18 protein-coding genes are annotated in these 19,549 nt (G+C 62.0%); 7 read left to right on the top strand and 11 right to left on the bottom strand.

Annotated elements, in window-relative coordinates; translation table 11 throughout:
- Window positions 1-20: 20 nt before the first annotated feature.
- On the bottom strand, window positions 21-1,115 hold the full coding sequence (gene hppD, locus ISP15_RS12030) for a 4-hydroxyphenylpyruvate dioxygenase (RefSeq protein ID WP_404547607.1): 1,095 nt from the start codon (window positions 1,113-1,115) through the stop codon (window positions 21-23).
- Between the two features lie 113 nt (window positions 1,116-1,228).
- Between hppD and ISP15_RS12025 the strand changes: the two genes are divergently transcribed.
- Window positions 1,229-1,705 (top strand): MarR family winged helix-turn-helix transcriptional regulator, encoded by a 477-nt coding sequence (locus ISP15_RS12025; protein ID WP_404547606.1) that lies wholly within the window; start codon window positions 1,229-1,231, stop codon window positions 1,703-1,705.
- 72 nt (window positions 1,706-1,777) lie between these two features.
- Here the strand turns inward: ISP15_RS12025 and ISP15_RS12020 are convergent, their stop codons facing one another.
- Together ISP15_RS12020 and ISP15_RS12015 are read right to left on the bottom strand one after the other, a co-directional pair.
- Complete coding sequence (locus tag ISP15_RS12020) at window positions 1,778-3,235, bottom strand: peptide MFS transporter (RefSeq protein WP_404547676.1); 1,458 nt, start codon at window positions 3,233-3,235, stop codon at window positions 1,778-1,780.
- 204 nt (window positions 3,236-3,439) lie between these two features.
- Window positions 3,440-4,288 carry a tryptophan 2,3-dioxygenase gene (locus ISP15_RS12015; protein WP_404547605.1) on the bottom strand — a complete coding sequence of 283 codons (849 nt, stop codon included), beginning with the start codon at window positions 4,286-4,288 and terminating at the stop codon, window positions 3,440-3,442.
- Between the two features lie 205 nt (window positions 4,289-4,493).
- Here ISP15_RS12015 and pdhA point away from each other — a divergent pair, with 205 nt between their 5' ends.
- The 3 genes from pdhA (at window position 4,494) to ISP15_RS12000 (ending at window position 8,022) form a co-directional block, all read left to right on the top strand.
- Entirely contained in the window at window positions 4,494-5,579 is a 1,086-nt protein-coding gene (pdhA, locus tag ISP15_RS12010; RefSeq protein ID WP_404547604.1) for a pyruvate dehydrogenase (acetyl-transferring) E1 component subunit alpha, read from the top strand.
- A gap of 3 nt (window positions 5,580-5,582) precedes the next feature.
- Entirely contained in the window at window positions 5,583-6,563 is a 981-nt protein-coding gene (locus ISP15_RS12005) for an alpha-ketoacid dehydrogenase subunit beta (RefSeq protein WP_404547602.1), read from the top strand.
- A gap of 79 nt (window positions 6,564-6,642) precedes the next feature.
- Window positions 6,643-8,022 (top strand): dihydrolipoamide acetyltransferase family protein, encoded by a 1,380-nt coding sequence (locus ISP15_RS12000; RefSeq protein ID WP_404547601.1) that lies wholly within the window; start codon window positions 6,643-6,645, stop codon window positions 8,020-8,022.
- A gap of 151 nt (window positions 8,023-8,173) precedes the next feature.
- Here ISP15_RS12000 and ISP15_RS11995 read toward each other — a convergent pair whose 3' ends face one another.
- The 4 genes from ISP15_RS11995 to fae all read right to left on the bottom strand — a co-directional run bounded on the left by ISP15_RS11995 (window position 8,174) and on the right by fae (window position 12,766).
- A complete protein-coding gene (locus tag ISP15_RS11995) occupies window positions 8,174-9,571 on the bottom strand; it encodes an MFS transporter (protein WP_404547599.1) in 1,398 nt (465 codons plus the stop codon).
- A gap of 167 nt (window positions 9,572-9,738) precedes the next feature.
- A complete protein-coding gene (locus tag ISP15_RS11990; RefSeq protein ID WP_404547597.1) occupies window positions 9,739-11,175 on the bottom strand; it encodes an NAD-dependent succinate-semialdehyde dehydrogenase in 1,437 nt (478 codons plus the stop codon).
- Window positions 11,172-12,209, bottom strand: a complete 1,038-nt coding sequence (locus tag ISP15_RS11985) for an aldo/keto reductase (RefSeq protein WP_404547596.1) — start codon at window positions 12,207-12,209, stop codon at window positions 11,172-11,174. Before ISP15_RS11985 ends, ISP15_RS11990 begins: the two co-directional genes overlap by 4 nt.
- Before the next feature lie 35 nt (window positions 12,210-12,244).
- Window positions 12,245-12,766 (bottom strand): formaldehyde-activating enzyme, encoded by a 522-nt coding sequence (gene fae / locus ISP15_RS11980; protein WP_404547594.1) that lies wholly within the window; start codon window positions 12,764-12,766, stop codon window positions 12,245-12,247.
- Window positions 12,767-13,023: 257 nt separating this feature from the next.
- Between fae and ISP15_RS11975 the strand changes: the two genes are divergently transcribed.
- Window positions 13,024-13,407, top strand: coding sequence for a VOC family protein (locus tag ISP15_RS11975; RefSeq protein ID WP_404547592.1), 384 nt, complete (start codon window positions 13,024-13,026; stop codon window positions 13,405-13,407).
- Between the two features lie 15 nt (window positions 13,408-13,422).
- On the opposite strand, the gene ISP15_RS11970 is transcribed toward ISP15_RS11975, so the two are convergent.
- Window positions 13,423-14,805 (bottom strand): sensor histidine kinase, encoded by a 1,383-nt coding sequence (locus tag ISP15_RS11970; RefSeq protein WP_404547591.1) that lies wholly within the window; start codon window positions 14,803-14,805, stop codon window positions 13,423-13,425.
- Complete coding sequence (locus tag ISP15_RS11965) at window positions 14,802-15,494, bottom strand: response regulator (RefSeq protein WP_404547588.1); 693 nt, start codon at window positions 15,492-15,494, stop codon at window positions 14,802-14,804. Before ISP15_RS11965 ends, ISP15_RS11970 begins: the two co-directional genes overlap by 4 nt.
- A 164-nt stretch (window positions 15,495-15,658) precedes the next feature.
- Here ISP15_RS11965 and ISP15_RS11960 point away from each other — a divergent pair, with 164 nt between their 5' ends.
- Window positions 15,659-16,165, top strand: coding sequence for a Spy/CpxP family protein refolding chaperone (locus tag ISP15_RS11960; protein ID WP_404547587.1), 507 nt, complete (start codon window positions 15,659-15,661; stop codon window positions 16,163-16,165).
- Window positions 16,166-16,641: 476 nt separating this feature from the next.
- A complete protein-coding gene (locus tag ISP15_RS11955; RefSeq protein WP_404547586.1) occupies window positions 16,642-17,055 on the top strand; it encodes a BON domain-containing protein in 414 nt (137 codons plus the stop codon).
- 76 nt (window positions 17,056-17,131) lie between these two features.
- Here ISP15_RS11955 and ISP15_RS11950 read toward each other — a convergent pair whose 3' ends face one another.
- Complete coding sequence (locus ISP15_RS11950; RefSeq protein ID WP_404547584.1) at window positions 17,132-18,508, bottom strand: tryptophan--tRNA ligase; 1,377 nt, start codon at window positions 18,506-18,508, stop codon at window positions 17,132-17,134.
- A gap of 79 nt (window positions 18,509-18,587) precedes the next feature.
- On the bottom strand, window positions 18,588-19,511 hold the full coding sequence (gene rocF, locus ISP15_RS11945) for an arginase (RefSeq protein ID WP_404547583.1): 924 nt from the start codon (window positions 19,509-19,511) through the stop codon (window positions 18,588-18,590).
- Between the last annotated feature and the right edge of the window lie 38 nt (window positions 19,512-19,549).

The raw sequence follows: 19,549 nt of genomic DNA, 5'->3' as shown, positions 1-19,549 counted from the left end.
GGAGACGGGCTTTGAAAGCCTTACAGCACGCCGCGCTTCATCTGATCACGCTCGATCGATTCGAACAGCGCCTGGAAGTTGCCTTCGCCAAAGCCTTCGTTGCCCTTGCGCTGGATGATCTCGAAGAAGATCGGCCCGATGTTGTTCTGGGTGAAAATCTGCAGCAGCTTGCGCTGCTTGGTTTCCGGGTCGGCGTCGATCAGGATCTTGTTCTTGGCCAGGCGCGGCACGTCTTCGCCATGATTGGGGATGCGCATGTCGATCACGTCGAAATACGTATCCGGCGTATCGAGGAATTCCACGCCCCTGGCGCGCATCGCTTCGACCGTATCGTAGATATTGTCGGTGAAGCAGGCTATGTGCTGGATGCCTTCACCCTGATAAGCGTCGAGATATTCGTTGATCTGGCTCTTCGGATCGTTCGATTCATTGAGCGGAATGCGCACGATGCCATCGGGCGCGGTCATCGCCTTGGACACCAGGCCGGTCTTCGCGCCCTTGATGTCGAAGTAGCGGATCTCGCGGAAGTTGAACAGGCGCTCGTAGTAATCGGACCACTTCTGCATGTTGCCGAAGTAGAGATTGTGCGTGAGGTGGTCGATAAAGGTGAGACCAAAACCGGATGGGTGCTGCTCCGCACCCGGCACCGGGGCGTAGTCGCCTTCGTAGACGCTGCCGGCATCGCCGTAACGGTCGACCAGATAGAGCATGCAGTCGCCGATACCCTTCACTACCGGCGTATTCACGGCCTTGCTTTCGGCTTTGTCGCTGATCGCTTCACCGCCATTGCCCAGCACCGTGCTCAACACCTCGCTGGAGGGCTTCTTGAAGCGGATGGCGAAGCCGCATGCGCAGGGACCATGCTTGGCGGCAAAGTCGGCCGCGAAGGAATCTGGATCCTCGTTGACGAGGAAATTCACGCCGCCCTGCCGATAGACGGTGAGCGGCCGGGTCTTGTGCTTGAGTACGGCAGTGAAACCCATGTTCTGGAACAGCGCATGCAATTCGCCGCCACGGCCTGCCGGCGCGGCAAACTCGACGAACTCGAAGCCGTCGATCCCCATGGGGTTCTCGAAGGTGGTGACTTGCATGCCGAGATTGGGTTGGGCGTTCATGGCGCTCTCCTGATGTAATCAATGCACGACGACGGCCAATTCAGCGTGCCACCATCGGGATAAGCCCAACGTTATAGTTACATGTGAAACTAATTGCAAGGAACACTGCCGCAATGTCTCATCCGCGCACGCCCGCCCCCGCCGGCGCCGAACATGCTCCCCTGGAACTGGAACATTTCCTGCCCTACCGGCTGTCGATCCTTTCCAACACGGTGAGCCAGGCGATCGCGGACGACTATCAGCGCCGCTACGACCTGAGCGTGACCGAATGGCGCGTCATGGCGGTGCTGGCTCGTTTCCACGGCCTGTCCGCGCGCGAAGTGGCTGAACGAACTGCCATGGACAAAGTCGCGGTCAGTCGTGCGCTGGCCCGCCTGGTCGCCGCCGGGCGCGTGCATCGCGATACCCACGACGGCGACAAGCGCCGCTCCGTATTGAGCCTCACCGAAGCGGGCTGGCTCATCCATGACGATGTCGCCCCGATGGCCCGCGCGCGGGAGCGCGAAGTGCTGTCCAAACTGGATGGAGACGAACAACAGTGGCTGACGCGAATCCTGGACAAATTGATGGCGGACAGCGGGAAACGTTGAGATTCCCGCCAAAGGGTCTGCTGCCTGTGCGAAGGACCGCGGAGCACGCCTGTCTGGGCGTGCTCCCACCCTTCATCGCACTCCGTGCATCAGCCGGTTGATCAGCGGCGAGACCAGCAACAGCACGACGCCTGCACCGACCAGCAGCCAGAAGCTGAAAGTGAAACCGCTCAGCGCGGATGCCGCCGTCATGCCGTTTTCGCCGCTGATGTGCCCGGCCAGCAGGCCCGACAGGTTGCCGCCCTCCGCCAGCGAGAGGAACCAGCCGCCCATCGCCAGGCCCACCAGCCGCGGCGGCGCCAGCTTGGTCACCATCGACAAGCCAATCGGCGACAGGCATAGCTCGCCTACGGTCTGCAGCACGTAGCAGGTGGTCAGCGGCCAGAACGGAATCATGCCGTGCGGATCGATCAGCCGTGACAACGCATACACCAGCACCACGAAACCCAGCCCGTTGAAGATCAGGCCCAGGCCGAACTTGCGCGGAATCGACGGTTCCATGTGGCGCCTGCCCAGGAACGCCCACACCTGCGACACCACCGGCGCCAGCACGATGATCGCCAGCGGCGTTACCGACTGAAACCAGCCCACCGGAAATTCCCAGCCGCCGAACAGTTTGCGGTCGACCAGGTTTTCCGCGAGGAAATTGAACGAGGTGCCGAACTGGAAATAGAACATCCAGAACAGCAGGTTGAAGGCAAAGATAATCAGCATGGCGATCACCCGCTGCACCTGGACGGTACCGTGGCGCATCGCTTCCATGATCAGCATGACCGCGACCGCGACGAACAGCAGGCCAAGCAACCACTGCAGGCCAATCGCCCCGATCTTGGAAAGCACCAGGTACACGAGCGGCACCGCCACGATTACACCGAGGAACACCCAGAGCACCCGCAGGCGGCTGGTGGCCTGCGGCGCGGGACGTCCCACGCCGCGCAGGCTGCGCCGCCCGAACCAGAACCAGAGCAGGCTCAGCACCATGCCTACGCCGGCCGCCGCAAATACCGCGTGGTAATTCTGCTGCAGCGGCGTGTCGGTGTAGTAGCTCGCCAGCCAGCCGGTGATCAACGGCGCGACGAAGGCGCCCGCGTTGATGCCCATGTAGAACAAGGTAAAGCCGCGATCGCGGCGATCATCATTGAGCCCGTACAGCTGGCCGACCATCGAGGAAATGTTCGGTTTGAACAGGCCATCGCCGACCACCACCATGGCCAACCCATAGAGCATCGCCGTCTGGCTCGGCAGCATGATCGTGAACAGGCCGGCCGACATCACCAGTGCCCCGAGCAGGATCGAACGCTGGTAGCCGATCAGCCGGTCGGCGATGTAGCCGCCAAAAATGCCGGTCGCGTAGATCAGCGCGGTGTAGGCGCCATAGATCTTGCTCGCCCAGGCCTGGCCGGAGGGATCGCCGTGATAGAACTGCGCCACGATGTACAGCACCAACGCCCAGCTGACGCTGTAGAACGCGAAGCGTTCCCAGAATTCGGTCATGAACAGCATCCATAACGGACGCGGATGGCCGAGCATCTGCGGAAAGTCGGGCGCGTTCTCGACGCCGGCTTCAGGACTGTGGCTCACGAATTTCCCCTTGGCTTTGGACTCGACAGATGTAACCAGCCACAACCGTGCCGTCAAATGCGACGCAACATGTTTCGTTCGCCACGACACCAGCGCAGGCCGCACGCACAGGCCTGCCATGGAGCGAAGCCCTCAGGCCGTGCAGGCAGCGAATCAGCTCCCGAGCACCGTGCGCACGTCCAGCAATTCCGGAAAGAATTCCAGTTCAAGCGCCTTTTTCAGGAACGCGACACCGGAGGAACCCCCGGTACCGCGCCGGTGTCCGATGATGCGCTCCACCGTTTTCATATGGCGGAAACGCCAAAGCTGGAAACTTTCCTCCACATCCACTAACTGCTCGCACATGTGGTATTCCGGCCAGAACGTTGCACGTCCTTCATAGATGCGCTTGAACACCGGCACCAAGTCGTCATGGCGACGATAGGGCTCGCTCCAATCGCGCTCGATCCGCGCCGCCGGTACCGCATGCCCGTGGCGGGCAAGGTAGCGCAGGAATTCATCATAGAGACCCGGCGCTTCCAGTACCGCGCGCAGTTGCGCCTGCGCCGCCGGGTCGTAGTCGAAGACCTGCAACATCTGCGCGTTCTTGTTGCCCAGCAGGAACTCGATCATCCGGTACTGCAGCGACTGGAAGCCGGAAGACGGACCGAGCACGTCGCGGAATTCGAGATATTCCGCCGGAGTCAGCGTTTCCAGCACCGCCCACTGCTCGAACAGCTGCCGTTGCACCTGCTTCACGCGGGCCAGCACCTTCAGGCAGGCATTTACATCGTCGACACGCAAGTGCGCGATGGCCGAACGCAGCTCATGGATGATCAGCTTCATCCACAGCTCGGCCACCTGGTGCTGCACGATGAACAGCATTTCATCGTGCCGTGGGGGCTGGCTGAGGGGGTGCTGGGCCGTAAGCAACTGGTCCAGCCACAGATAGCCGCCGTAGGTGATCCGGCCGTTCAGGTCAAGCTCGATGCCCGCCTCGAGATCCCGCTGGTTATCTGCCATAGCGCCCGCAAACCCGCAAAAAGACTGATGTTAACCGGTTGGCGAGCACGCACGCGCGAACTCGCATGCTGCAGTGTACCTTGCGGCGCAACATGGCGGCCTGCTATCAAATGCGGTCTCATTTGGGTCCTTATGTGCGCTTGGCTCCGCTGGATGGGCCGCGCCTCCCCCGCCGATTTTTTCCTACCCCACCCGGGAGCGAGTCGTGTCCATCGCCGCCAAGTTTGAAATCGAATACCTGCAGTATCTAGACGCCGAAGGCAAGCAGGTCCGTGACGACCTGCCTGAGTTCGCGAAAAACCTCGATCACATGGTCGAGCTGTACAAGCTGATGATGTCCACGCGCGTATTCGACGCGAAGTCCGTGGCACTGCAACGTACTGGCAAGCTCGGTACCTATGCAAGCTGTCTCGGCCACGAGGCGGCGCACGTGGGCATTGGCAGCGCCATGAAGCCCGAAGACGTGTTCGCTCCCAGCTACCGTGAATACGGCGCGCAGCTGTATCGCGGCGTGCAGCCGCGCGAGGTCTACATGTACTGGGGCGGCGACGAGCGCGGCAACGATTACCAGAAGGAACCGGCGCGCCACGACTTCGCCTGGTCGGTGCCGATCGCCACGCAGTGCCTGCACGCCGCCGGTTCCGCCCTGGCGTTCAAGATTCGCAACGAACCGCGCGTCGCCGTGTGCACGATCGGTGACGGCGGTTCGTCCAAGGGCGACTTCTACGGCGCCATCAACATCGCCGGCGCGCAGAACCTGCCGCTGGTCGCCGTGATCGTCAACAACCAGTGGGCGATCTCGGTGCCGCGCAAGATCCAGTCCGGCGCACCGACGCTGGCACAGAAAGGCATTGCCGCCGGCCTGTATTCGATCCAGGTGGACGGCAACGACATCATCGCCGTGCGCAAGGCGATGGAAGATGCGCTGGAACGCGCCCGCACCGGCAAGGGCGGCAGCGTGCTGGAGCTGGTCACCTACCGCCTCAGCGATCACACCACCGCGGACGACGCCCGCCGCTACCGCGGCGAGCAGGAAGTAAAGGACGCCTGGGCCAAGGAACCGATGAAGCGCCTGCGCAACTGGCTGGTAGCCAAGAAAGTGTGGGATGACAAGAAAGAAGAAGCCTGGAAGGCCGAGTGCGACGAGTGGATGGACAACGAGGTCAACGCTTACCTCGAAACCAAGACCCAGCCCGTCACGGCGATGTTCGACTACACCTTCGCCGAAGTACCCGCGGACCTCGCCAAACAGCGCGACCTTGCGCTCTCGCTCGACAAGAAGGCCCACTAAGCCATGGCACAAATCACTCTCATCGAAGCCGTTACCCAGGCCCTTGCTTACGAAATGGCCCACGACGACAGCGTCGTGGTGCTGGGTGAAGACGTCGGCGTGAACGGCGGCGTGTTCCGCGCCACCCAAGGCCTGCAGGAAAAGTTCGGCGAATTGCGCGTGCTGGACACGCCGCTGGACGAAACCACCATCGCCGGCGTTACCGTCGGCCTGGCCGCGCAAGGCATGAAGCCGGTCGCCGAAGCGCAGTTCGAAGGTTTCATCTATCCGATGATGGAACAGATCGCCTGCCATGCCGCGCGCCTGCGCAACCGCACCCGCGGCCGCATCACCGTGCCGGCCGTGTGGCGTGCGCCTTGGGGCGGCGGTATCCGCGCGCCGGAACATCATTCCGAAGCGAACGAACATCTGTTCACTAATATCCCGGGCCTGCGCGTGGTGATGCCCTCCTCGCCGGCACGTGCCTATGGCCTGCTGCTCGCCGCGATCCGCGATCCGGATCCAGTGATGTTCTTCGAACCCAAGCGCATCTATCGCCAGTACAAGGAAGAAGTGCCGGATGACGGCGAAGCGCTGCCGCTGGACGTGTGCTTCGTGCTGCGCGATGGCACCGACGTCACCATCGTGACCTGGGGCGCGCAGGTGAAGGAAGCGCTGGAGGCCGCCGATGCGCTGGCCGAGGAAGGCATCAGCGCCGAAGTCATCGATGTCGCCACGCTCACGCCGCTGGATTTCGACACCATCGCCGAATCCGTACAAAAGACCGGCCGTTGCGTGATCGTGCACGAGGCGCCCAAGACCGCCGGGTTCGGCGCGGAAATCGCCGCGCGCCTCGCCGAGGAATGCATGTACGACTTGCTCGCACCGGTCGAACGCATCACCGGCTACGACACGCACATTCCGCTGTTCCGCCTCGAAATGAAATACCTGCCGAGCGCGGAGCGCGTGGTCGAGGCGGCAAAGCGCGCGCTCGCCCACTCCTGACGCATCACGCCACGCCATCCCGGCGCAGGCCGGGATGGCTGCAAAGAAGAACATCAAGACTGATTACGGAAACCCACTCATGGCCGACATCAAGACGTTCTACCTGCCCGACCTGGGCGAGGGCCTGCCCGACGCTACCATCGTCGAATGGCACGTAAAGGAAGGCGACACCATCAAGCTCGACGCTCCGTTAGTGTCGATGGAAACCGCCAAGGCGGTAGTCGACGTGCCATCGCCCTACACCGGCAAGGTCACCAAATTGCATGGCGCCACCGGCGACGTGATCGAAACCGGCGCCGCGCTGGCCGAGTTCGAACCCGATCCGAACGCCAAGCAGCGTGCGGAAGCCGAAGCCACTGGCCACCACCATGGCCCCAAGAAAACCGCGACTCCGGCAGCCGAGCCGAAGAAAGTCGTCGCTTCCGACGAAGGCGGCGAACTGGAGACCAACGGCAAAGCCGACCGCGAAGACGAGGGCACGGTTGTCGGCGCGATGATCAGCGGCAGCCACGTTCATGTGGAACAGGCGGCCAGCGTGGGTGGCGTAAAAGCCGTACCGGCCGTGCGCGCCCTGGCCAGGAAGCTCAAGGTCGAGCTCGCCCGCGTAACGCCTACCGGCGCAGACGGCGTAGTGACCATGCAGGATGTGAAGAATGCCGCGGCCAACGGCAGCGCCCCGCTGGGCGCAGCGCCAGCCCGCGCGGTTCCCGCTTCCGCCGGACGCCACCTGGCACCCGAACTGCCGCAACCGGAACCAGCCCGTACTGCTACCTCGCTTGCCGGCAAGCCGGTACGCACCGCGCCGCCGAGCATGCAGGCCAGCGGCCAGCCGGAACAGCTCAAGGGCGTTCGCCGCAACATGGCGCGCGTCATGGCCGACGCACACGCCAACGTGGTGCCCACCACCCTGGTCGACGATGCAGACCTGCACGCCTGGATCGGCAAGCAGGACATTACCGCACGCCTGATCCGCGCCATCGTCGCCGCCTGCAAGGCCGTGCCCGCGCTCAATGCATGGTTCGACGGCAAGAACCTCAGCCGTACCATGCATCCGCATGTGGACATCGGTATCGCCGTCGACACGGAGGACGGCCTGTTCGTGCCCGCCTTGCGTAACGCCGACGTGCTCGACGGCGCCGGCATCCGCGCCGGCATCAAGCGTCTGCGCACCCAGGTGGAAGAACGCACGATTCCGCCGTCGGAGTTGTCTGGCTACACCATCAGCCTGTCGAACTTCGGCATGTTCGCCGGCCGTTACGCCACGCCGGTGGTGGTACCTCCATGCGTGGCGATCATCGGCGCCGGCAAGCTCAGCCACGACGTGGTCGCCGTGATGGGCGGCATCGAAGTCCATCGCCGCATGCCGATCAGCCTTACCTTCGACCATCGCGCCGCGACGGGCGGTGAAGCCGCGCGCTTCCTCAAGGCATTGCTGGACGACTTGTCGCTACCGAACTGATTGCAATAAGTAGCTTGTAGAAAGCGCCCGTCCCGGGCGCTTTTTTTATTCGGCCAGATGCGAATCATGCAAGGTTCAAGCTCGCGGTCCGATGCATGAAGATCGCCGATGCGTCGTTCAAGCTTTCGATCGGCGTCGCTTCAGGACCAGCTTATCGATTCGGCGCAGCTTGCGCCTTGGCCGCGTCGTTAAGGCGCAAATGCCTGGTTTCGGGCGCCCAGGCGATAGATATCACCATCCCGATCAGCAGTACTGCTGACAGGGCCATCATTGCTGGCTGAAAACCAAAATGGGCAACCCCGACCGGCAGCAGGAAGGTGCCAACAGCCGAACCCAGGCGGCTGCATGCCACGGCCAGGCCTACTCCGCAGGCGCGGACTTCGGTAGGAAAACACTCTGGAGGAAACACGCCCACCAGATTTGAAACGGCGGACATGACCAGCGTGAACAAGGCGAACGCGGTAATCAACGCAGCGGTTGCTGATTCGGGCAACAGGCTCAAGGCCAGCAAGGATAGGCACGTGACCAAGAATGAGCTGATCAGGAATACCCGGCGCGGCAGGCGGATCGTCAGCCAGATGCCGACAACCGCACCCACCACCAAGAAACCGTTCAACAACAGATCTGCGCCACTGCCCTCGTTGAGATGGATCAGCTTGAGAATGGCAGGGAGGAAGGTGTAGATCGCGAAATAGGGAATCACCAGGCATACGAAAAAAATGCAATTGAACAGCGTGCGCCGAATCAAATCCTTATGGAACAGGCGGGCAAAGCCACCATGACGCGGTTTGGACGGCATCTTGCTGGTATCGAGCCGAACACCACGGCCAAAGTAACGTCGTACCACGGCCTGCGCCTCGGACATGCGCCCCATGCCCAGCAGCCAGCGGGGCGACTCGGGCGTCCCCATGCGCAGCAGCAGCACAATCAACGCGGGGATCCCCGCCGATGCCAGCATCCAACGCCATGCATCGGGGGCGGCATGCACAAAATGCATGCCGATGAGATTGGCAGCCACATAGCCTACCGTCCAGATCACGCTGAACGATCCCAGCAGCATGCCCCGATGCTTGCGCGGCGAGAACTCGGCCAGGATGGCGTGCCCCACCGCGAAATCACCGCCCATGCCGAAGCCGAGCAACGCCCGCAGCAGGCATAGCATCAATGCCGAACTGGCGTAGAACTGTGCGAAGGCTGCCGCCGTGATGATCAGGAAGCTGAGCAGGAATATTTTCTGCCGGCCGATCCGATCGGACAGCCAGCCGAACATGAGGCTGCCAAAAAAAATGCCGATCAGGGCCGAGCTGCCGATCAGGCCGTTCCAGACTGCTCCCAGTCCCATCTGGCTGCTGAGCGACGGCAGCGCATAACCGACCGTGCCCAAAGCGTAGCCCTCGGTAAAATGCGCGCCGAATGTCAGGCCGGCGATCTTGCAATGGAACCGGTTGAGCGGTACGTCGTCCAGGAAAATGTGCTCACGCCAGTGCCGCTTCTTTACTTGCCCACTCCGGGCTTCAGTTGTCGTTGCCTGACCATCGCCGCTCACCATGCTGCCTCCTTGCCAAACGAACGGACGTTATTGAACGCCCTCATACGCAGGCGCGGTAGCACCTGCGAGATAGGTCCCTCGGCAGAACCAGAGGTTCCACGCGACCAAGGGCACCTGCAAAAAGACGAACACGCGACCGTATACGGGCCCGCGTCCCTTGCCCTGGATTAGCCCAAACCGCCCATCATCAAGTACTTCAACTCGACGTATTCATCGAGGCCATATTTGGAACCTTCGCGCCCAAGTCCGGACTGCTTCACGCCGCCGAAAGGCGCCACCTCGGTCGATATGACGCCTTCGTTGATGCCCACCATGCCGCTTTCCAGCGCCTCGGCCACGCGCCAGCAGCGGGCCATGTCGCGGGTATAAAAGTACGCGGAGAGGCCGAATGGCGTGTCGTTCGCCGCGGCGATGGCTTCTGCTTCAGTGTCGAAACGGAAGCAGGCGGCGACCGGGCCAAAGGTCTCTTCCTGCGCAATCAGCATTTGCTGGGTGGCTTCGACCAACACGGTCGGCGGATAAAACGTTCCGCCCAGGACATGATGCTCGCCGCCTGCCAGCGCTATCGCACCCTTGGCGAGCGCATCGGCGACATGCGCCTGGACTTTGTGCAGTGCTGCCTGGTTGATCAGGGGCCCTTGCTCGACCTCGCCGGCTAGCGCATTGCCGACACGCAACTTGCGCACGGCATCGGCCAGCGCCTTGGTAAAGGCATCGTAGATACCGCTCTGCACGTAAAAGCGATTGACGCAAACACAGGTTTGCCCGGTGTTACGGAATTTGGAAGCCACGGCGCCGCGTACCGCCGCTTCGACATCGGCGTCGTCGAAGACAATGAAAGGCGCATTGCCGCCGAGTTCCAGCGAAAGCTTTTTGAGTGTATCCGCGCATTGCGCAGCCAGCAGTTTGCCCACCCGGGTCGAGCCGGTAAAAGAAAGCTTGCGCACGATATCGGAGCCGGTCAACACGCTGCCGATGGCCTGGGCGTCACCGGAGACGACGTTGAACACGCCTGCGGGAATGCCGGCCTCTTCGGCGAGCACTGCCAAGGCCAGCGCGGACAGCGGCGTTTCCTCCGACGGCTTCAACACCATGGTGCAGCCCGCTGCCAGCGCTGGTGCGGCCTTGCGGGTAATCATCGCCAGCGGAAAGTTCCAAGGTGTGATCGCGGCGACCACTCCGACCGGTTCGCGCACCACAAAAATCTTCGAATGGGGCGACGGACTGGGAATCACATCGCCATAACTGCGCTTGGCTTCCTCGGCGAACCATTCGAGGAAGCTTGCCGCGTAACCGACTTCGCCGCGTGCCTCGGCCAGTGGCTTGCCTTGCTCGCGTGTCAGCAATTCGGCAAGCGCATCGCGATGTTCGAGCATCAGTTCGCCCCATCGCCGCACCCTGATGCCGCGCTCCTTCGCGGTGAACTTTCGCCACGAAGGAAACGCCGCCGCCGCAGCGGCAATCGCCTCCTCAGCCTCGGCAGCTCCGCCCTTGGCAACGTCGACGATAAGCTCACCGTTGGCGGGATTACGAACCGGATAGGTTTCCTTGCTCGCTCGCCAGGCGCCGTTGATGTATTGCCCATTGCGCAGGAATGTACTCATGCTTTTTTCCTTGCTGCCTCGGCGAAATGATCGCGTGGCGCACGGGGATCGCGCGCGATACGGCGTCCGGCGGTGTAATCGTTGATCAGGTCGCAGGGCGTGTAGTTGCGTTCGAGTTCGTGGCGTTCTTCTTCGTCCAACCGGGTATCAAGTGCAGCGAGCGCGCTATCGAACTGCGCAGCGGAATCGGCGCCGACCAGCATGCAGTCGACGTTGTCGTGTCCCAGCACCCAGGCTTGCGCGATCTGTGCCGCCGATACGCCACGACGTTTCGCCACCCGCGCTGCGGACGCGGCAATCTCCATCGAGACCTTGTCTCCATACATCTGCGCAGTAAAGAAATCGGTCTGGTTGCGCGTGGAATCTGCATCGCCCGCAAGCAGGCCACGCGCCAGCGGACTGAATACGGACACGCCGATGCCCTGATCAGCGCAATACGGAATCATCTCGCGTTCTTCTTCGCGATAGGCCAGGTTGAGTTGCAGCTGCATATTGATTGGCTTGTGCCAGCCGTTGCGCTCGCAAGCCTGAATGATCTTGGCGAACTGCCACGTGCACATGGTCGATACGCCGATATAGCGTGCTTTTCCGCTGCGCACGATGTCGTCCAGCGCGCCCATGGTTTCCTCGACCGGCGTATTCACATCGAAGAAGTGCAGCATGTAAATATCGACGTAATCCATGCCAAGGCGCTTCAGCGAGCCATGGATGCCGTCCATGATGTGCTTGCGCGAATGACCGCCGGCATTGGGATAAGTCCCCATGTCATAGCCCACCTTGGTGGTCACCACGATCTCCTCGCGGCGCACCAGGCGCTTGAGAACGCGGCCCACCACTTCCTCGCCTACGCCGGTCGAATAGAAATCGGCAAGGTCGATAAAGTTGACGCCGGCCGCAAGCGCGTGGCGGATGATCGGCTCGCTCTGTGCTTCATCGAAGATCCACGGCTTCCAGTTCGGCGTACCCATGTTCATGGTGCCGAGGCATAGCCGCGATACTTTCAGGCCGGATTGGCCGAGACGAATATATTCCATGCGACGGCTCCTGATTGCTTCCCTGCGCCTGCGCGTCAGGCTTTTGGCGTGTAGAACGGATTGCCGACATGGGTGGCTGCGGCAAACACTTCTTCGCGCTCCGGCAAACCAAGCATCGCTGCCCGGATCGCGTTCTTGCACGCGCGGTAATTGTTTTCGTAGACCGCGTCGAGATTGTCCGCGGCGGGGTTGACCCAGTTCGCCGTAACCACCGCCCAGTCGTTTTCGGCTTCCGGCGGCAGCACGCCCTCCTTCAACGATTCCGCCACGGCCTTGGCAATGCCCGCCTGCGAAGCACCCCAGGTGGCGTTGCCGTGGAATTCGTTGGCGATCTGCGCCTTGTTGACATAAAGCGTCAACGGTTTGGTCGGGACACCTGGCCTGGCGATGACCACAAAGGGCGCATGGCCTGCCGATGGAGTGGCCAATGCGGTGGCGAACGCCTGCCCGGCCGGACCGTTGCGCGGACCCGCCAGCACATTGATATGCGCGAGATTGACGCCCGGCCCCTCGAATCCTTCGCCAATGTAAAGCGTCTTGCTTGCGGATGCGCTCATTTGAATCCTGCCATTTGGTGACATATAGAAGTTGATTGTGATGGCGTGATGGCAGGTAAATAAATCGCTGTTTCCTGATAAGAAGCATGAGGAAAACGCAGCACGTGACGTACTGCGACGCCTACAGACAGCGAGCATATTTCTTACTCGTATCGTTGCGACGCAACATGCCCAGGTCGATGCCGCATGCTCGTAGCCGCGCATCTTTCACAGCGCCGCGAGCAGACTGCCGCGGCGCATATCCGGAGGAGCCAACCATGCACCACAGCCGATTGAGCACCGTCGTACTGGACTGCCAATGCGAAAACCTCAGGCAGGCAACCGCTTTCTGGAGCGAAGCGCTTGGCAAACCCATTGCCAAGGTCGACGTTGACGGTGACGGCAGGTACGCCGAACTGGAGACCGCCGATGACGAACCAATTTTGCTACTGCAAAAGGTCGATCATCACAGTCATGTTCATCTGGATATCGAAACCGACGACCAGCAGGCCGAGGTCGCTCGTCTCGAGCAGTTGGGCGCAAAGCGGATTGCCTTCGTGCAAGGACGCTGGTGGATCATGGAGGCGCCCAGCGGTCACCGCTTTTGTATTGTGAACAAGCAGCGCGAGCAATTCGGCCCGCACCTGAATCGCTGGGAATGAGGCTTCGCGAAGCGCTCAAGCCTGCTCCTGGGCAGAGTCGACAGGCAAGCGCATGATTACCTCCAGGCCGCCACCTTGCCGATTCTGCGCAAGCGTACTGCCGCCATGCACTTGCATGACACGCTGCACGATTGCCAAGCCAAGTCCGTGCCCACCCGCGTGCGCGGCATTGCTGCCGCGAAAGAAGGTTCTGAACAGCAGCGCCAATTCGTCCGCGGGCACGCCAGGCCCACGGTCGCGAATGGACACTTGAGCCCATTGCTGGTCGATGTGCACGTCGACTTCGACGCATCCGTGCGGCGGACTGAACTTGATGGCATTGGCGATCACGTTGTCCAGCGCGCGTTCAAGCAAAATGCCGCTGCCTTGTACGCTCACCGAGCCTGCATCGATTATGTGCAGCTCGATGCCGCGCGCTTCCGCTTCGATCCGAGCCGCGCCAAGGCGCTCCCTGGCGAGTTCTGCCAAGTCCACGGATTCACGCTCCATGCCTGGCAAACCACCCTCGAGCCGCGACAGCGCCAGCATTTCTGCGGTCATGCGATCCATACGGGCGATTTCGCGCTCCGCATGCTCGAAATGGGCGGCAGCTTGCGTGGGATCGGCACTGTGCTGGGCCAGGTCCAGGATCAGGTGCAATCGCGCCAGCGGCGAACGCAGTTCGTGGGAGAGATCCTGCAGCACGCCGCGATCGTGCGCGACCAGGGTTTCGATCCGTTCCGCCATGCCGTTGAAATCGCGCGCCAGTTGACCGAGTTCGTCACGCGCGCCGCTCCAGCGCCGATCCACGCGCGTGGCGAATTCGCCTGCCGCCATCTTGCGCGTGGCGGCACGCATCGCTTCTACCGGTCGCGATACGCTGCGCGCCACCCACCAGCCGATACCGACGATCAGCAGGAGCGAAAGCCCTAACTGCACCGCCAACAGGATTTTCTCGCGCAGGTGGCGCGGAATACGCGCACGTGAACTGCTCATGGCGACCAGTTGCCGGTCATGTCCGTCGTCGCCTGTCACGTGTTGCACGGCGATATAAAAACCGGGCCACGGGTTGAGTTCGATATTGCGTCCGGCAGCCAGCCAGTTCGGCAATGACTGGCGCATCGGCGGTGGCAAGCGTATGTCACGCAATGGTTCTCCACCCTCGTAAAGCGTGGCTTCGACGCCTTCCGCGTGCTGCTGCCGTATCCAGTCGTCCAGGCCGCTGGGGCCTTCGCTCTCGTAAGCTTCATCGGCGGCCTGCGCCAGCGCCGGCCAATTGATGCCCTGTTCGGCAGAGAACGCGATGAAGCGACTGGTCAGCCAGCTACCCAGCAACAGCACAAGTAGATTGGCAATACAAAAAAAGATGAGCAGGCGCCAGAACAGCGGACTGCGGAACGGGCTGGTTGAGCTATTCATGCCTGCGCTCCGTAAGGCACCAGCACGTAACCGGCGCCACGCACGGAATCAATGCGCGGCGATTGCGCCGACGCCTCGGCCAATTTATGGCGCAGCCGGCTCACGTGCACATCGATGCTGCGGTCGAACCGCTCCAGTTCGCGGCCGAGCGCAAAACGGGTCAGCGAAGTCTTGTCGATGACTTCACCGGCACGCTGCACCAGCATCAGCAACAGCGCAAATTCGGCGCCGGTCAGGTTGAGCTCCTGTTCGCCGGCAAAGGCGCGTCGCTCGCCAGGCAGCAGACGCAATACGCCCGCGGTGAGCATGCCGACACCTTCCACGGTGTGGCGGCGCAGTTGCGCACGTACACGCGCCAGCAATTCCCGCGGCAGACATGGCTTGGACAGGTAATCGTCCGCGCCGAGTTCCAGGCCTACGACACGGTCCACCGGTTCGCCGCGGCCGGACAGCATGATCACCGGCAAACGATGTTGCGCACGCAATTCACGCAAGGTATCGAGCCCGTTGCGGCCAGGCATCATGACGTCGAGGATGAGCAGGTCCGGCCGTGTCGCCGGATCGCGCAATCGCGCAAGCACTTCTGCGCCATCGTGCACCACATCCACCTGCAACCCTTCGCGGCGCAGGTATTCGGCCAGCAGCGCGCACAGTTCGCGGTCATCGTCACCAATCAATATGCGGGACATGCAGCGTCACAACCCTCGACAAAGACGATGCCTACTATCGCATTAGCCGTCGTGAATGGCTGCCGGACACCGGCTTTACCCTTCTTTACACAATGGCAAAGGACTTAAACGTGCACCTGCTTTCCAATAGTCACCGACAACCCCCCAAGAAGCAGGAGCTTGACATGCGTAAGACTATGACCTCGATCATCCTGGCCGCGGCTCTCGGCTGCTCCGCCCTGGCGCTCGCCGCCCCGGGTGGACAGGGTGGCAATTTCGGCGGTGGCCCGCACCATGGTTTCCATGGCGGCGGCCTGTTCGCACTGCATGGCCTCAACCTCACCGACGCCCAGAAAGCATCGGTCAAGCAGATCACGCAACAGAGCTTCAGCCAGCTGAAACCGCAGTTCCAGGCAGTCCGCCAGCAGCGCGCGGCATTTGAAGCGCTGTCGCCGAGCTCGTCCGGTTACCAGGCCGCCGCCGCCAGCCTGGCCCAGGCCGAGGCCAATCTCACCAGCGCCCGGATCACTGCACGCGCCGCGGTCACTGCCCAGATTTACAACACGGTGCTGACCAGCGCCCAGCAGACCCAGCTGGCTACGCAAAAGGCGGCGTTCGAGGCTCGCAAAGCCCAGTGGCAGCAGTTCAAGGCACAACACCCGGTATCGTCGGGCACCAGCTCGGCCCAGTAATCCACAACTCGAAATACGGATAGTTGGTCCCTAGCGGACGTTCTAGCCCGTAGCAACTTGAGCGATCGCCGCTGCATCGGCGATCGCTTTTTTTATGTCGGGCATATGGCCGGATATTCCGTGAGATGGACCGTGCCACCGGGGCTTGCCGCCAAGCGCACGGTTTATCAGCACCAGCGCCTTTTCGGTTTGACCTATGGCGGACGAGAGTTGGGCCAGTCTCCACCTGAAGGCCGGCCTCCAATCGTATGGGTGCCAGTCCGCGGGCTTCGCTAACATCGGCGAAACAATGCGTTCGCGGCATGAACACGTCACTGAACGGACGCAACATTACTCAACGTTCTGCAACATCGCTTTCACGCGCGGCCTGTTGCCATGTACGGGCGGATCGATCGTGATGCGCCTCCTGCGACGTAACCCGAAACCGCGTAAGCATATGCGCGGGCGCAGGTAGCCAACAGCTCAAGGAGATTGCCATGCGTAACATGTCCATTCTGCGCAAATCCCTCTTCGCCACCGGGGTGATGATGGCCTTTGCCGCCGCGCCATTCTCCCTGATGGCACACAGCAGCGCGCCGCAGACGGCTGCCGACCAGTCCAGCAGCAGTTCCAGCAATGAAACCGTGCCGGGCAAAGTGGACGACAGCTGGATTACCACTAAGGTGAAATCCAAGTTCGCCGCAGCCAAAGGCATCAAGGCTTCGGATATCTCAGTCAACACGACTGACGGCGTCGTTACCCTTACCGGTACCGCCACTTCGATGCGCGAGAAGAACCACGCGATCCATGTGGCCAAGAACGTGAAGGGCGTGAAGAGCGTCGACGCTTCCGGCCTGACTGTGAACAGCTCAAGCTCCACCCCATCGAGCAGCTCCTCCGCCGGCCAGTAAGCTTCAAATCACGCGGCGCCGGGCCGGATGGTGACCTTCGCGGCATCCGGCCCGGCGGCTAGCCGGGTTTATCCGATCAGGATTGTTCGCTTTCTTGCGTAGCAAGCAGATCCAGCGCTTCACGCAAGTAGGCCAGTGCGGTATCGCGTGACTGTTCGTCCGCATAGTCGGGCGTGCTTGCGACTGGCTCGCCAGCCAGTTCCAGCACCAGCGAGCGCGGCAAGACGTGCAACACGGCCGCCTTGCCGCCAAGGATTTTCAGCTGCTTCTGGATTGCGCCTGCCGCCTTCGGATCCTTGAACGGCTTGGAGAGCAGCAATTCGTCGCCCTCGGCGGAAAACAAACGGAAGCGGAAACTGCCGTCGGTATCGCGGAAACTGGCGAAGCGCGGGGCCCTGCCGCTTTTTGCTACCGGTCTAGACTTGGCGGCCTGCGTGGTCGACGACGACATGGCGCGCAAGCCGATCGCATCGCGCAGCTCCGCGATTTTCGGACCGGCAACCGCGCGTGCCTTGCGTGCGCCCTCCTGCAAGATCTCTTCAATCGCGGCGGGATGCGCAATCAGCTTTTCGTAGTGCTCGCGCATTGGCGCCACGTCCGCCTCGATGCGCTCGAACAGCACTTGCTTGGCCTCGCCCCAGCCGATGCCTTCTTCCAGCGCGCGGCGGAACGCGCTGCTTTCGGCCTCGGTAGCAAAGGCGCGGAAAAGGGTAAAGAGCGAGGCACTGTCCGGGTCCTTGGGTTCGCCCGGCAGGCGTGAATCGGTAACGATGCGCAGGATCGCTTCGCGCAGGTGTTTCGCGCCACCGGCAAACAGCGGGACAGTGTTGTCATAGCTCTTGGACATCTTGCGGCCATCCAGGCCCGGCAAGGTAGCGACCTGTTCTTCGATGACCACTTCCGGCAGGGCGAAGAACTCGCGGCCATAGATATGGTTGAAACGCTGCGCGATATCGCGCGCCATCTCGATGTGCTGGATCTGGTCGCGCCCTACCGGCACCTGCTGCGCATTGAAGGCCAGGATGTCGGCGGCCATCAACACCGGATACATGTATAGCCCGGCGGTGACACCCGCATCCGGATCTTCGCCGATCTCTGCATTCTTATCGACCGCTGCCTTGTAGGCATGCGCGCGATTGAGGAGTCCCTTGGCGGTAACGCAGGTGAGGAACCAGGTGAGCTCCGGAATTTCCGGGATATCCGATTGCCGGTAGAACGTGACTTTTGCTGGATCAAGCCCGGCTGCCAGCCAGGTTGCCGCGATTTCCAGGCGCGAGCGCTCGATGCGCGCCGGATCGTCGCTCTTGATCAGCGCGTGGTAGTCGGCCATGAAAAAGAACGCATCCACCTCAGGACGACGACTGGCGGCAATAGCCGGTCGAATGGCACCGACGTAATTGCCCAGGTGCGGCGTGCCGGTGGTGGTGATGCCAGTGAGAACGCGGGTTTGCATGCGGCAGATTCGGCTCGGTGCAAAAAGGTAAAGCGACCGCGCCAGGTCGCGCGGCATGAATGGGGCAGTGTAACGGGACTCAGCCTGGGCCGCGCATCAGGGTGGATTTGCCGAACAATGATTCGACCAGTTCCACTGCCAGCTTCGCGGTCTGGTTGCGCTTGTCGTAGGCCGGATTGAGCTCGACGATATCGAGCGAACCGAGCTGGCCGGTATCGGCGATCATTTCCATGCACAGCTGCGCTTCGCGATAGGTCGGCCCGCCGCGCACGGTGGTACCGACGCCGGGCGCGATGGACGGATCGAGGAAGTCGACATCGAAGCTCACGTGCAAATGCGTGTCGGCGTCGAGGCCATCCAGCGCTTCCTCCATCGTGCGCTTCATGCCCACCTCGTCGATATGGCGCATGTCGTAGATATCCATCTTTGCCTCGCGAACCAGGCGCTTTTCGCCCTCGTCCACCGAACGGATGCCGATCTGGCGGAATACATCCGGGGTGGTGGCCGGCACGCTGTCACCGATCTCCACCAATTCGCGCGGACCGTTGCCGCACAGGCAGGCCACCGGCATGCCATGGATGTTGCCAGACGGCGTAACCTGGGACGTATTGAAATCAGCGTGCGCGTCCAGCCACAGCACCCGCAGTTTGCGGCCTTGCTCGCGACAGTGTCGCGCCACCGCACTGATCGAGCCGATCGCCAGGCAATGATCGCCGCCGAGCATCACCGGCAACCGGCCGGCCTGCAGTTCATGATGGATCGCGCCATGCACCGCGGTATTCCAGGCAATCACTTCCGACAGGTGGCGATAGCCGTCTTCCGGCGGCAGCCAGGGATTCATCGGTCCATGCAGATTGCCGCGATCGATCACATCGAGCCCGCGCCGGCGCAATTTCTCGGCCAACTGCGCCACACGCAATGCCTCCGGCCCCATCGAGGCGCCGCGATGCCCGGCACCGATGTCCGTCGGCGCGCCGACCAGTGCGATCACTTGCTTGCTCATGCTGCTTTCTCGTGTCTTTTCACCGCGATAGGCAAGTG

The sequence above is a fragment of the Dyella jejuensis genome (assembly GCF_044904675.1).
In the GTDB taxonomy this organism is placed as follows: domain Bacteria; phylum Pseudomonadota; class Gammaproteobacteria; order Xanthomonadales; family Rhodanobacteraceae; genus Dyella_B; species Dyella_B jejuensis.
The sequence above is the reverse complement of the archived record's forward strand: the minus strand, read 5'-3'. Positions and strand labels throughout refer to the sequence as shown.